The organism is Rhizobium sp. P1_C7 (genome assembly GCF_056406295.1).
Window position 1 is genome coordinate 70,026 of sequence record NZ_JBFUAL010000022.1, and the last position, 13,309, is coordinate 83,334.

Below are 13,309 nucleotides of genomic sequence, written 5' to 3' on the forward strand. Positions count from 1 at the left end.
ATGTTTTTATATAAGGCTATCGTCTTTCTTCCCCTGATTGGGGCTGTCATCGCCGGCCTTTTTGGCCGCGCGATCGGCGCCAAGGCATCGGAATTTGTAACCACCGGCTTCATGGTGATTGCCGCGGTCCTGTCCTGGTACGTCTTCTTCACAGTCGGCATGGGCCACCACGAAGGAGGCCCGGTCAAGGTCGAGGTGCTGCGCTGGATCCAGTCCGGCGGCATCGACGTCTCCTGGGCACTGCGCATCGATACGCTGACCTCGGTCATGCTGATCGTCGTCAACACGGTCTCGACTCTGGTTCACGTCTATTCGATCGGGTACATGCATCATGACCCGCATCGCCCGCGCTTCTTCGCTTACCTCTCACTCTTCACCTTCGCCATGCTGATGCTGGTGACGTCCGATAATCTCGCCCAGATGTTCTTCGGCTGGGAAGGTGTTGGTCTGGCCTCTTATCTGCTCATCGGCTTCTGGTTCAAAAAGCCGTCGGCGAATGCAGCCGCCATCAAGGCCTTTATCGTCAACCGCGTCGGCGACTTCGGCTTCATCCTCGGTATTGCCAGTCTCTTCGTTCTCTTCGGCGCGATCAATTTCGATACCATCTTCGCCAATGCCGCGAGCTTTGCCCCGGCGGAAGGTGGCGGCGAGGGCGGCGAAATCGTTCTCAACCTCTTCGGTATGCATCTCGACAAGGCGCATGCGCTGACTGGCGCCTGCCTACTGCTCTTCATGGGCGCGATGGGCAAGTCGGCGCAGTTCCTGCTCCACACCTGGCTGCCGGATGCCATGGAAGGCCCTACGCCGGTTTCGGCACTGATCCATGCCGCAACCATGGTCACCGCCGGCGTTTTCCTTGTCGCCCGCATGTCGCCATTGTTCGAGCTATCGCCTGATGCTCTGGTTGTGGTGACCGTCATTGGCGCCATCACTGCCTTCTTCGCCGCAACCGTCGGCCTCGTGCAGAACGACATCAAGCGCGTCATCGCCTATTCGACCTGTTCGCAGCTCGGCTACATGTTCGTGGCGCTTGGCGTCGGCGCCTATGGCGCGGCTATCTTCCATCTCTTTACGCATGCTTTCTTCAAGGCCCTTCTGTTCCTTTGCGCCGGCTCGGTCATCCATGCCGTCGACGGCGAGCAAGACATGCGTTACATGGGTGGCCTGCGCCCGCACATTAAGACGACCTTCGCCATGATGATCATCGGCACGCTCGCCATCACCGGTGTCGGCATTCCGTTCACCCCGGTCGGCTTTGCGGGCTTCTTCTCGAAGGACGTGATCATCGAGGCAGCGTATGCTTCTCACTCTCCCGTCGCAGGCTTCGCCTTCGCAATGCTTGTGATTGCAGCTCTCTTCACCAGCTTCTATTCCTGGCGCTTGATCTTCATGACCTTCTATGGCAAGCCCCGCGCTTCGCACGAGGTCATGCATCACGTGCACGAATCGCCGCAGGTCATGCTGGTGCCGCTCTACATCCTGGCGATTGGCGCTGTCGCCGCTGGCTTCCTGTTTGAAGGCCGATTCTACGGCGAGGAGTATGCCGAGTTCTGGAAGGGCGCGCTCTTCACGTCGAAGGAAAACGAACTGCTGGAGCATTTCCATCACGTCCCGGCTCTTGTTGCGCTCAGCCCTTTCATCGCGATGATCATCGGTTTCGTTACGGCCTGGTACATGTACATCAAGTCGCCGTCGACGCCGGCTGTCCTCGCCAAGCAACACCGCGTGCTCTACCAGTTCCTCTTGAACAAGTGGTATTTCGATGAGCTCTACGACTTCCTCTTCGTCCGCTCGGCAAAGGCGCTTGGGCGCTTCCTGTGGAAGAAGGGCGACGTCGGCGTTATCGACACCTACGGACCCAACGGCATTGCGGCACGCGTCGTCGACGTCACCAACCGCGTGGTCCGTCTGCAGACCGGTTACCTCTATCACTACGCGTTCGCCATGCTGATCGGCATCGCTGCGCTCGTTACCTGGATGATGCTCGGGAGTGCCCTCTGATGACCGATTGGCCTATTCTTTCCACGGTCACCTTTCTGCCGTTCGTCGGCGTGGTGCTCCTGCTTCTGATGAACGAGAACGGTCCCAGCGGTCGCCGCAACGTGCTCAACATCGCGTTGCTCACCACAGTCGTCACCTTCATCGTCTCGCTCTTCATCTGGATCGGCTTCGATAACGCGAACCCCGGCTTCCAGATGATCGAAAAGCACGGCTGGCTCGGCACCGGCATCAGCTATCACATGGGTATCGACGGTATTTCCATGCTGTTCGTGATCCTGTCGACCTTCCTCATGCCCTTTTGCGTGCTGGCCAGCTGGTTCGCCGTCGAGAAGCGCCTGAAGGAATACATGATCGCCTTCCTGGTGCTTGAAGTGATGATGGTCGGCGTCTTCGTGTCGCTCGATATCGTTCTCTTCTACGTCTTCTTCGAAGCGGGCCTAATCCCGATGTTCCTCATCATCGGCGTCTGGGGCGGCAAGGATCGCGTCTACGCCAGCTATAAGTTCTTCCTCTACACGTTGCTTGGCTCGGTGCTGATGCTGCTCGCCATCATGGCGATGTACTGGCAGGCCGGCACGACGGATATTCCGGCGCTGCTGGCCTACAAGTTCCCGCCGCAGATGCAGACCTGGCTATGGCTTGCCTTCTTCGCCTCGTTCGCGGTTAAGATGCCGATGTGGCCCGTCCACACATGGCTTCCCGACGCCCACGTTCAGGCGCCGACGGCAGGTTCGGTCATCCTGGCGGGCGTGCTCCTGAAGCTCGGTGGCTACGGCCTGATCCGCTTCTCGCTCGGCATGTTCCCCGTCGCCTCTGACTACTTCGCGCCGATGGTCTTCGCGCTGTCGGTCATCGCCATCATTTACACTTCGCTGGTTGCGCTGATGCAGGACGACATCAAGAAGCTGATCGCCTACTCGTCGGTCGCCCACATGGGATACGTGACGATGGGAATCTTCGCTGCCAATGCGCAGGGTCTGCAGGGCTCGATCTTCCAGATGTTGTCGCACGGTATCGTTTCGGGCGCGCTCTTCCTCTGCGTCGGCGTTGTCTACGACCGCACCCATACCCGCGAGATCGCGGCCTATGGCGGCCTGGTCAACAACATGCCGAAGTATGCCGTTGCGATGATGGTTTTCACGATGGCCAACGTTGGCCTTCCCGGTACGTCGGGCTTCGTCGGTGAATTCCTAACGCTGATCGGTGTCTTCCGCGTCAACAGCTGGGTTGCGCTCTTTGCCGCGACGGGCGTTATCCTGTCGGCTGCCTACGCACTTTGGCTCTATCGTCGCGTGATCTTCGGCGCGCTTGAAAAGGAAAAGCTCAAGGCTCTCCTCGACCTCACGCCGCGCGAACAGCTCATCCTCTATCCGATGATCGCACTCACACTCTTCTTCGGCGTCTATCCGGCTCCGGTATTCGACGTGACCGCTGCGTCTGTCGATCAACTGGTTCACAGCTATTCAGCCGCAGTCCAGGCAGCGCAGGATGTTGCGCTGTCGATGAAATGATGACGGGACTTTTGGGACATGACCTCTGAAACAATTCTCGCAAGCCTGCATCTTTCAATTCCGGAGCTGATCCTCGCGGTCGGTGCCCTGGTTCTGCTGATGATCGGCGTCTTTTCGGGCGAACGCTCAGGCCGCATGGTCAGCGTTCTCGCGCTGATCGTCATCGCGGCCGCCACGCTCTGGCTCGTCTTCGTGCCGAGCGAAGGCCTCGCCTATGGCGGCGTCTTTCTGTCAGACGGCTTTGGCCGGTTCATGAAGATAACGGCGCTGATTGGTTCCTTCGTGACGCTCTTCATGTCGCTCGGCCTTGCCAAGGAGAACCAGCTCGACAAGTTCGAGTTCCCGGTTCTGCTCGTGCTCTGCACGCTCGGCATTTTGCTGATGATCTCCGCGAATAACTTGATTTCGCTCTACCTCGGCCTCGAACTGCAGTCGCTTGCCATCTACGTGATTGCCGCGATCAACCGAGACAGCGTGAAGTCGACGGAAGCAGGGTTGAAGTACTTCGTGCTCGGCGCGTTGTCCTCGGGCATGCTGCTTTACGGCATGTCGCTGGTCTACGGTTTCACCGGTCATACGAACTTCGTTGATGTCGCCCATGCTCTCACCGTCGACGGGGCTCGTTCGCTTGGCCTGATCTTCGGCCTCGTCTTCATCTTGGCCGGCATCGCCTTCAAAATCTCGGCCGTTCCGTTCCACATGTGGACACCTGACGTCTATGAAGGTGCACCGACGCCGGTCACGGCCTTCCTCGCAAGCGCCCCGAAGATTGCCGCGATGGCGATGATGACCCGTATCGTCATCACTGCTTTCCAGCCGGTCCTCGCGGACTGGCAGCAGGTCGTTGTCTTCATCTCGATCGCCTCGATGCTGCTCGGCTCCTTCGCCGCAATCGGCCAGAAGAACATCAAGCGACTGATGGCCTACTCTTCGATCGGCCACATGGGCTATGCGCTCGTCGGCCTTGCCGCTGGCACGCAGACGGGCGTCTCGGGCGTGATGCTGTACATGGTGATCTACATGGTCATGACGCTGGGCAGTTTTGCGATCATCATGTCGATGCGGCGCAAGGACGGCACCATGGTTGAAAGCGTCAGCGACCTTGCGGGACTCTCGACCACGAATCCCTTCATGGCGACCGTGCTGACCGTTCTCATGTTCTCGCTGGCCGGTATTCCGCCGCTCGCAGGCTTCTTCGGGAAGTACTTCGTCTTCATCGCGGCGATTGAAGCAAAGCTCTATGCACTGGCCATCATCGGCGTGCTCGCATCGGTCGTCGGCGCATACTACTACCTGCGCGTCATCAAGCTGATGTGGTTCGATGAAGCGACAGGCGAGTTCGCCCGCGTTTCAGGTTCGCTGCGCCTGGTCTTTGGCGTTTCCGGCCTCTTCGTTCTCGCCTATGTCCTCATCGGCGGTCCGATTGGCGGTGCGGCCGAACTCGCTGCCGCGACGCTGTTCTGATGAGGTTCGAGGCACGGCGCCGGATGTCGCTCGACGATATCAGGCACGAGGCTCTGTCGGAGACATCGTCCACCAATAGCGAATGCCTTGCCCGGGCTCGGGCAGGGGACCGCGGCCTCCTCTGGGTGACAGCGGAACGACAGACCGGCGGCCGCGGCCGCCGAGGGCGGCCCTGGGTCTCGGAGCGGGGCAATCTTTATGCCTCGCTGCTCTTGATCGATCCTGCTCCGATGGAGCGCCTTGGTTCCCTTCCGCTCGCCGTAGCCGTTGCTGTGCATCATGCGATCCGCCAGGTACTTCCTCCGCAGGCTGAACGGCTCGAGGTAAAGTGGCCGAACGATATTCTGATCGGACGCAAGAAGACCTGCGGCATTCTTGTCGAGGGCGAAAGCCTGCCCGATGGCCGCCATGCGTTAGTTATCGGTATCGGCGTCAATGTCGCCGTCATGCCGGACAATCCGCTCTATCCCGTGACCTGCATTCGGGAACAGGGAAGCGCGGCCTCGCCCGAGGAGCTCTTTGCGCACCTCTTTGCCTCGATGGCAGAGATGCTAGGTGCCTGGGATCGCGGTCGCGGCATTCGGGAAATCACCGCCCGCTGGCGCGAGGTGGCGTGCGGCATAGGCGAAAAAATAACGGTCAACCTGCCGGACCGGTCGATTTCCGGCCACTTCGCCGGAATTGATGATAATGGCCTGTTGATGCTCGATACTGGGGCAGGCAGGATGATGACGATCGCCGCCGGCGATGTCTTCTTTGGATGATTGGAAAAACGAAGACTATGGCGAAGCAGGACGAACTGGTATTTCTGCCTTTGGGCGGCGTCGGCGAGATCGGTATGAACCTCGCCCTTTACGGCTACGGCCCGTCCGAGCAACGCCAGTGGATCATGGTCGACTGCGGCGTGACTTTCCCGGGGCCGGATCTTCCCGGCGTCGATCTGGTGTTGCCCGACATCCGCTTTCTCGCCAAACAGCGCAAGAGCCTGAAGGCGATCATTATCACCCACGCGCACGAGGATCACTACGGCGCGCTGGCCGACCTATGGCCCGGCCTCAATGTTCCTGTTTATGCCTCGAAATTCACAGCCGGCCTGTTGGAGGCCAAGAGGAGTTACGAGAAAGCGGCGATCGGTGAAATTCCGATTACGCCGTTTACCGCTGGCGATACGATCAACGTCGGACCGTTCAGCATTGAAGGCGTGGGCGTCAACCACTCCATCCCCGAGCCTATGTCGCTGATGATCCGCACGCCGGCGGGCAATGTCATCCATACCGGCGACTGGAAGATCGACCACGAACCATCGCTGGGTCCGCTGACCGACGAAACGCGCTTCCGCCAGCTGGGCGACGAAGGTGTGTTGGCGCTGATGTGCGACTCCACCAATGCGCTGCGCGACGGCGTCTCGCCCTCCGAGAAGGATGTCTCCGAAAGCCTGCGCAAGATCATCGAGAATGCCGAGGGCCGCGTCGCCGTCACCACGTTTTCGTCGAACGTCGGTCGTATCAGAACGATCGCCGAAGCCGCGGAGGCCGCGGGTCGCGAAGTCCTGCTGCTCGGAAGTTCGCTGAAGCGCGTCGTCGACGTGTCGCGCGACATCGGCATTATGGAGGGCGTAAAGCCGTTCATCTCCGAAGAGGAATACGGCTATATCCCACGCGACAAGGTCGTGGTCATTTTGACGGGAAGCCAGGGTGAGTCGCGCGCGGCACTCGCTAAGCTCTCCCGTGACGAAATGCGCAATGTCGCGCTTGCAGCGGGCGACATCGTCGTCTTCTCGTCACGCGCCATTCCGGGCAATGAAAAGGCTATCCAGGACATCAAGAACGGTCTCGTCGAACAGGGGGTTCACTGCATCACCGACAGCGAGGCGCTGGTCCACGTTTCCGGCCATCCGCGCCGCAACGAGCTGCAGAAGATGTATGAATGGACCCGCCCGAAGATCGTCGTGCCCGTCCACGGCGAGGCAACGCATTTGACGGCCCACAAGGAGTTGGCGGAACAGTCGGGTATCGGTATCGTCCCGCGCGTCCGCAACGGCGATGTCCTGCGGCTTGCCCCGGGCCCCGTCGAGGTGATCGACGAGGCGCCGCATGGGCGAATCTACAAAGACGGCACGCTGATTGGTGATTTCGACGAAATGGGCATAGGCGAGCGCAAGAAGCTCTCCTACGTCGGCCATGTCGCTTTCAACCTCGTCATCGACGGTCGCTATGACATTGTCGGCGAGCCGGATCTCGTCGCCATCGGTCTGCCTGTTTACGACGATGAAGGCGACGAGATGGAAGATGCGCTTTATGACGCTGCTGTCGGCGCCATTGAGAGCATTCCGCGTGCCCGCCGCAAGGATCTGGATCTGCTGCAAGAGTCCGCCCGTCGCGCCATTCGCGCGGCTGCGAACCAGATCTGGGGCAAGAAGCCGCTCGTTACTGTTTTCGTCAACAAGGTCTGACCGATGCTCGGCCGCGTCAACCATGTCGCACTCGCCGTACCGAACCTGGCGTCAGCGACTGCCGTTTATCGAGATACGCTCGGAGCGATCGTGTCATTGCCCCAAGCTCTGCCGGAGCATGGCGTTACGGTGGTGTTCGTGGAGCTGCCGAATACGAAAATTGAACTCCTGGAGCCTCTCGGAGCGGGTTCGCAGATTGCCGTTTTCCTGGAGAAGAATCCGTCCGGCGGCATGCACCACGTCTGCTACGAGGTTGTTGACATAATCGCCGCCCGCGACCATCTGATCCGTGCCGGCGCGAGGGTCCTTGGCGGCGGCGATCCACAGATCGGAGCGCACGGCAAGCCGGTGCTCTTCCTGCATCCGAAAGACTTTTTCGGCACCTTGATCGAGCTTGAACAGGTCTAGGTCAGGCTGCGGCGGAGTGACACAAATCCCGACAAATGCCGGGAAAGCGTGCGAAGCGGCTTGGAGCTAGTGCTCGATCGGATTTATAAGGACGGAAGTCGCGGTTATCGCGCAGACGTTCAGCGAGACATATTATGCTGCAGATATTTTTACAGGGCTTCGCCGTCTACTTCATCGTCTGGTGGATCACCCTCTTTGCCGTTCTTCCGATCGGCCTGCGGACGCAAGCGGACGACAATGATATTGTGCTGGGTACCGTTCACAGCGCGCCGACGCGCTTTCGCCCGGTCTTTGTCTTTTCTACGACGACCATCGTCTCGGCCGTCATCTATGCGCTCTGGTATATCTCTTCCAACTACTTCGGATGGGGTTTTGACGCCCTGCCACAGATCGGCCCTTCGTTCTCGAACGTCTGAGGGCGTTTGCTCAGCTTTTGGGCAGATGCAAAATCAAGCTGTCACGCAGATGTCATCATATTGGGGCATGGAGATGCCGTTACGGAATGCAGACCTTCCGTAACGGCAGGTGGTGAGCGTTGAAGTATGATGGCGGAAGCAAAAAACCAAAAAAAAACAAGGCTAAAAGCCTTGTTCTAAGTATCGCGTGATCCTTAACCGTTGCCGGGGCTGCGACTAGCGCGCCTAAGATCTGATCCTCCCAAGACTTGACCGCGAATTCGGCAGAGATTTACCTCTCTGCCTGTTTTGTGGGCTCAAGCTAGCTCAAAGAATGAGCTTTGTCACCAGATTTTTTTGCATTTTTGCTACACTCTAGTATTTTTTTTCTGTTGATAAGAATTTCGTACAAGCCATTATAATCCCGCGGTTTTCTTGGTCTTTCTCTTTCGCGCGGGCGAACTTGCTTTTACGGAAGGCCGCTTGAACCTATCGCGGGTTTCCTTCCTGTCGCGAAGCGGTTATGAACGCTGCCAACATTCGTGATTGCCTTCGATTCCGCCACCGGCGGTTTCTCAACAGCTCTGGAATTCGCCATGCGTCTGTCTCGCTATTTCATGCCCATCCTCAAGGAAAATCCCAAGGAGGCGGAAATCGTCTCCCACCGGCTGATGCTGCGCGCTGGCATGATCCGGCAGCAGTCGCAAGGGATCTATTCCTGGCTGCCTTTGGGCAAGCGCGTCCTCGACAAGGTAAACAACATCATTCGCGAGGAGCAGAACCGCTCGGGAGCGATCGAGCTGTCCATGCCGACGTTGCAGTCTGCCGAACTCTGGCAGGAAAGCGGCCGCTATGATGCATACGGAAAGGAAATGCTGCGCATCAAGGACCGTCAGGATCGTCCGATGTTGTACGGACCGACCAACGAGGAGATGGTAACGGATATCTTCCGTTCCTACGTCAAGTCCTATAAGGACCTGCCGCTGAACCTCTATCACATCCAGTTGAAATTCCGCGACGAGATCCGTCCGCGTTTCGGCACCATGCGCTCCCGCGAGTTCATGATGAAGGACGCCTATTCCTTCGATCTGACGCGCGAAGGCGCTGAACATTCCTACAAGAAGATGTTCGCTGCCTACCTGCGCACATTCGATCGTCTCGGCCTGCGTGCCATCCCCATGCGGGCCGACACCGGTCCCATCGGTGGCGATCTCAGCCACGAATTCATTATTCTTGCGGATACCGGCGAATCCGAAGTTTATAGCCACCGGGATTTTGTTAATTTCGATATTCCCGCGGTCGATACCGATTTTGACGATGTCGCGGGGCTGAAGGCGATCTTCGACAAATGGACCTCGGTCTACGCAGCTACATCCGAGATGCACGACGAAGCTGCGTTCAACGCCATCCCGGAAACCGAGCGTCTTTCCGCGCGCGGTATCGAAGTCGGCCACATCTTCTACTTCGGCACGAAATACTCCGAGCCGATGGGTGCGAAAGTGCAGGGGCCGGACGGCAAGGAACACGCCGTTCACATGGGTTCCTACGGTATCGGCCCGACTCGCCTTGTTCCCGCCATCATCGAAGCCTCGCATGACGAGAACGGAATCATCTGGCCGGCGTCGGTGGCGCCGTTCGATACGGTCGTAATCAACATGAAGGCGGGCGATGCTGCCTGCGACGCTGCATGCGAGAAGATCTACGCCGTGCTTTCGAAGGCCGGCAAGGAGGTTCTCTACGACGACACGGATGATCGCGCCGGAACCAAGTTCGCGACCGCCGATCTGATCGGCGTTCCGGTCCAGATCATTGCCGGTCCGCGTGCGGTCGCGAACGGCGAAGTAGAAGTCAAATACCGCAAGACCGGCGTCCGCGAAACGATGACCATCGACGCGGCGATCAACAAGCTCTTGGGCTAAGAAGGCGGGAGGCGAAATGGCAGACGCAGCGGTGAGCCGGCGGGGTTCTGAATCCGGCTCGGCTCCGGCCAGCCGGCCATTTTCCGCCTTCGAGCGACTTGTGGCCTGGCGCTATCTGCGTGCGCGCCGCAAGGAGGCGTTCATATCGGTAATTGCCGGCTTTTCCTTTATCGGGATCATGCTTGGCGTTGCGACCCTCATCATCGTCATGGCCGTCATGAACGGCTTTCGAACGGAGCTGATTTCCCGTATTCTGGGCATTAACGGTCACATGATCGTGCAGCCTGTGGATGGGCCGTTCACGGATTATGCTTCCCTGACCGACCGGTTTGCCGCGGTCCCCGGCATCAAGCTGGCGTTGCCGCTTGTCGAAGGCCAGACGCTGGCGTCAGGGGCAGGTGGCGCTGGCACGGGCGCGCTGGTCCGCGGTATCCGTCCTGAAGACCTATCGAAGGTGAAAACCGTCTCGGATAATATCAAGTCGGGCGATCTCGTTGGCTTCGCGGCCGCGCAGGGCGTTCTGATCGGCTCGCGCATGGCCGACCAGCTGGGGCTTCAGGCCGGCGACAACATTACCCTGATATCACCTGAAGGTGACGTAACGCCGATGGGCATCAACCCGCGCGTCAAATCCTACAAAGTCTCCGGCATCTTCGAGATCGGTATGTCGGAATATGATGCGACCATCATCTATATGCCGCTCGAGGAAGCCCAGCTCTATTTCAACGCCGAAGGGCTGGTTCAATCCATAGAGCTGTTCGTTGACAATCCTGATGACATCGATGCTCTGCGCCCCAAGGTCGAAGCGGCGGCGGGAAGGCAGATTGCGGTGACCGATTGGCGCCAGCGCAACCAGACCTTTTTCTCGGCTCTTCAGGTCGAGCGCAACGTCATGTTCATGATCCTGACGCTGATCGTCCTCGTAGCTGCGCTGAACATCATTTCCGGTCTGATAATGCTGGTGAAGGACAAGGGCAGCGATATAGCCATCCTGCGCACAATGGGCGCGAGTTCCGGGGCCATCATGCGTATCTTCTTCATGACCGGCGCAGCGATCGGCATCGTCGGGACGCTGGCAGGCGTGCTGCTCGGCGTCGTCGTGTGCGTCAACATCGAAAAGATCCGGGAGTTCTTCTCCTGGATCTCGGGAACCGTTCTTTTCGACCCGCAGCTCTACTTCCTCAGCCAGTTGCCGGCTGAAATGAATCTCGGCGAAACGATCTCGGTGGTGGTCATGGCGCTGACGCTCTCCTTCATCGCAACGATTTTCCCGGCTTGGCGCGCCTCAAGACTCGATCCTGTCCAGGCCCTGCGCTACGAATAAGGAATGCTCATTTCATGAAGCGGAATACTGTTCTCAAACTTTCCGGCGTCGAGCGCCAGTACGGTCAGGGAGAGACCGTGCTCTCGATCCTCAAGGGAGCCGATTTCACGCTGAACAGCGGCGAGATTGTCGCGCTCGTCGCTCCGTCCGGCACGGGAAAGTCGACGTTGCTGCATCTTGCCGGTCTGCTGGAACATCCCGACGCCGGGGAGGTCAGCATCAACGGCCACCCGTGCAACGGCCTGTCCGACGACAAACGCACGGCGATCCGTCGCGGCGAAATCGGCTTCGTCTACCAGTTCCATCATCTGCTGCCAGAGTTTTCGGCCATTGAAAATATCATGATGCCTCAGATGATCGCCGGTTTGCCGCGCGGCGAGGCAAAGGAACGGGCCGCGCAACTGCTGGACTATATGCGGATCGGTCATCGCGGTGCGCATCGCCCCGGCGAGCTTTCCGGTGGTGAGCAGCAGCGTGTGGCGATCGCCCGCGCCGTCGCCAATGCGCCCAGCCTGCTGCTCGCCGACGAGCCGACAGGCAACCTCGATCCGGAAACGGCAAGCTACGTCTTCGAAGCACTGGAAGCGCTGGTGCGTCAGTCCGGTCTTGCGGCACTGATTGCGACGCACAATCACGAGCTGGCACGCCGCATGGATCGTCGCGTGACGATCGCCGATGGCAAGGTCGTGGATTTCTAAGGCGTTTGACATCGCTCAGGGAATGATCAAGCCGCCCCGATAGTCGAGTTCATACGCCTTTCCGTCGACCTCGATAAACTCGGGGCCGCTAAAATGTGTGCAATCGCCGTCGCTGCGATCGGTATACCGTCCGAGCAGATGGCTGAACTCCATCCCGCCCAGGAAGCGGCCATGTTGAGCGTACATTCGCGCCGTGATGACGGTGTGCCCACTGCAGGAATCGATCAGCTCTGGTAGGACGATCCGGCCGAAATGGTTCATCATCCAAACCGGCTCTTCCTCCAGCCACACGACCTCTTGCCCGGAAAACTCAGTCCCGGCGAAATAGCTATCGATAGCGCCGGGGATCGCGCCTATAGCAGATGACGTGAACCGGTCCGGCTGTACGCTTGCCTGACACCGCCCGCAACGTAGGCCTGCGACTTTGATTCAGCGATGAACGAATCTCGCTCCTCGATATTCATGAGCACTCCTCGGGCTGCCGTTTAACTCAATCGGTACGCCCGCAGGCTTTCTGCCCGACTTCGTCGTCCCACTCCGCGATGGAGATCGCCTTGGCATCAATTTTCGAAGCATTGCCATCCCTGGTAACTTTGCCCGTCAGCACGTTGTAATCGCAGGCGCCGGTATCGTTGGTATCCAGCGTGTCATAGTGGCTGAACGTATATCCCGCGACGACGAACTGCTCGTTACGATAGGCGAGGGTCAATGTCTGTTCCCAGCGATCGCGGCCGATCCCGGAATTCTGCGAGTGCACGGCCAGCGATCCGCTTGGCAAAGGCTCGATCGACGGGTCCTGACCGAACATGCCGTCCAGGGTTCCATTGCCCCAGACCTTGCCAAGCGCCTGTGTCGCCAGCGTCAGCAGCGCGTGGTCCTTGTCCCTCAGATAAATATAGATGCCGATATCGTCCCCTTGCGCCGGCGGCGCTACCAGAAGTGCGAGGTCTGCCTCCCCATCGTGATTCCAATCCCCCGTCGCTCCGCCAATGATCTTGCCCGGATCGATCTGCTCGGCCGCGGCGGAAACGGAAGCAGCGCTGAGTACGGCTGTTAGGACAAATTTAATCATGGTTCTCTCCGTTCCAACTTCGCCAGAAGAGCCGAAAAGATTCCTGTTGACAACAGAACAGGATC

At 59.0% G+C, this 13,309-nt stretch carries 11 protein-coding genes and 1 pseudogene; 10 read left to right on the forward strand and 2 right to left on the reverse strand.

Annotated elements, in window-relative coordinates; translation table 11 throughout:
• The 10 genes from nuoL to AC1D2R_RS26345 all read left to right on the forward strand — a co-directional run bounded on the left by nuoL (position 1) and on the right by AC1D2R_RS26345 (position 12,172).
• Positions 1-2,001 carry an NADH-quinone oxidoreductase subunit L gene (nuoL, locus tag AC1D2R_RS26300; protein ID WP_477971965.1) on the forward strand — a complete coding sequence of 667 codons (2,001 nt, stop codon included), beginning with the start codon at positions 1-3 and terminating at the stop codon, positions 1,999-2,001.
• Positions 2,001-3,512: an NADH-quinone oxidoreductase subunit M gene (locus tag AC1D2R_RS26305; RefSeq protein WP_477971967.1), complete on the forward strand. Its 1,512-nt coding sequence runs from the start codon at positions 2,001-2,003 to the stop codon at positions 3,510-3,512. The genes nuoL and AC1D2R_RS26305 overlap by 1 nt, the downstream gene beginning before the upstream one ends.
• 18 nt (positions 3,513-3,530) lie before the next feature.
• The gene (gene nuoN, locus AC1D2R_RS26310; protein ID WP_477971969.1) at positions 3,531-4,976 is read left to right on the forward strand and encodes an NADH-quinone oxidoreductase subunit NuoN; all 1,446 of its coding nucleotides are present in this window, start codon (positions 3,531-3,533) and stop codon (positions 4,974-4,976) included.
• On the forward strand, positions 4,976-5,740 hold the full coding sequence (locus AC1D2R_RS26315) for a biotin--[acetyl-CoA-carboxylase] ligase (protein ID WP_477971971.1): 765 nt from the start codon (positions 4,976-4,978) through the stop codon (positions 5,738-5,740). The genes nuoN and AC1D2R_RS26315 overlap by 1 nt, the downstream gene beginning before the upstream one ends.
• 17 nt (positions 5,741-5,757) lie before the next feature.
• Complete coding sequence (locus AC1D2R_RS26320; protein WP_477971973.1) at positions 5,758-7,428, forward strand: ribonuclease J; 1,671 nt, start codon at positions 5,758-5,760, stop codon at positions 7,426-7,428.
• A gap of 3 nt (positions 7,429-7,431) precedes the next feature.
• Positions 7,432-7,836 carry a methylmalonyl-CoA epimerase gene (gene mce, locus AC1D2R_RS26325; RefSeq protein WP_477971975.1) on the forward strand — a complete coding sequence of 135 codons (405 nt, stop codon included), beginning with the start codon at positions 7,432-7,434 and terminating at the stop codon, positions 7,834-7,836.
• 134 nt (positions 7,837-7,970) lie between these two features.
• Entirely contained in the window at positions 7,971-8,252 is a 282-nt protein-coding gene (locus AC1D2R_RS26330; protein ID WP_477971977.1) for a DUF1467 family protein, read from the forward strand.
• A gap of 575 nt (positions 8,253-8,827) precedes the next feature.
• Positions 8,828-10,150, forward strand: a complete 1,323-nt coding sequence (gene proS / locus AC1D2R_RS26335) for a proline--tRNA ligase (protein WP_477971979.1) — start codon at positions 8,828-8,830, stop codon at positions 10,148-10,150.
• A 16-nt stretch (positions 10,151-10,166) separates the two neighbouring features.
• Positions 10,167-11,474, forward strand: coding sequence for a lipoprotein-releasing ABC transporter permease subunit (locus tag AC1D2R_RS26340; protein ID WP_477971981.1), 1,308 nt, complete (start codon positions 10,167-10,169; stop codon positions 11,472-11,474).
• A 14-nt stretch (positions 11,475-11,488) separates the two neighbouring features.
• Positions 11,489-12,172 carry an ABC transporter ATP-binding protein gene (locus AC1D2R_RS26345; RefSeq protein WP_037063453.1) on the forward strand — a complete coding sequence of 228 codons (684 nt, stop codon included), beginning with the start codon at positions 11,489-11,491 and terminating at the stop codon, positions 12,170-12,172.
• Positions 12,173-12,187: 15 nt separating this feature from the next.
• Here AC1D2R_RS26345 and AC1D2R_RS26350 read toward each other — a convergent pair.
• Positions 12,188-12,636 (reverse strand): annotated as a pseudogene (locus AC1D2R_RS26350) (DUF5680 domain-containing protein).
• A 26-nt stretch (positions 12,637-12,662) separates the two neighbouring features.
• Entirely contained in the window at positions 12,663-13,244 is a 582-nt protein-coding gene (locus AC1D2R_RS26355; protein WP_477971983.1) for a hypothetical protein, read from the reverse strand.
• Between the last annotated feature and the right edge of the window lie 65 nt (positions 13,245-13,309).

Excerpts from the sequence above, each read along its gene's own strand:
- AC1D2R_RS26315 (WP_477971971.1), top strand. The coding sequence starts at position 4,976 with ATGAGGTTCGAGGCACGGCGCCGGATGTCGCTCGACGATATCAGGCAC.
- AC1D2R_RS26305 (WP_477971967.1), top strand. The coding sequence starts at position 2,001 with ATGACCGATTGGCCTATTCTTTCCACGGTCACCTTTCTGCCGTTCGTC.
- nuoL (WP_477971965.1), top strand. The coding sequence starts at position 1 with ATGTTTTTATATAAGGCTATCGTCTTTCTTCCCCTGATTGGGGCTGTC.
- proS (WP_477971979.1), top strand. The coding sequence starts at position 8,828 with ATGCGTCTGTCTCGCTATTTCATGCCCATCCTCAAGGAAAATCCCAAG.
- AC1D2R_RS26345 (WP_037063453.1), top strand. The coding sequence starts at position 11,489 with ATGAAGCGGAATACTGTTCTCAAACTTTCCGGCGTCGAGCGCCAGTAC.
- AC1D2R_RS26330 (WP_477971977.1), top strand. The coding sequence starts at position 7,971 with ATGCTGCAGATATTTTTACAGGGCTTCGCCGTCTACTTCATCGTCTGG.
- nuoN (WP_477971969.1), top strand. The coding sequence starts at position 3,531 with ATGACCTCTGAAACAATTCTCGCAAGCCTGCATCTTTCAATTCCGGAG.
- mce (WP_477971975.1), top strand. The coding sequence starts at position 7,432 with ATGCTCGGCCGCGTCAACCATGTCGCACTCGCCGTACCGAACCTGGCG.
- AC1D2R_RS26320 (WP_477971973.1), top strand. The coding sequence starts at position 5,758 with ATGGCGAAGCAGGACGAACTGGTATTTCTGCCTTTGGGCGGCGTCGGC.
- AC1D2R_RS26355 (WP_477971983.1), bottom strand. The coding sequence starts at position 13,244 with ATGATTAAATTTGTCCTAACAGCCGTACTCAGCGCTGCTTCCGTTTCC.
- AC1D2R_RS26340 (WP_477971981.1), top strand. The coding sequence starts at position 10,167 with ATGGCAGACGCAGCGGTGAGCCGGCGGGGTTCTGAATCCGGCTCGGCT.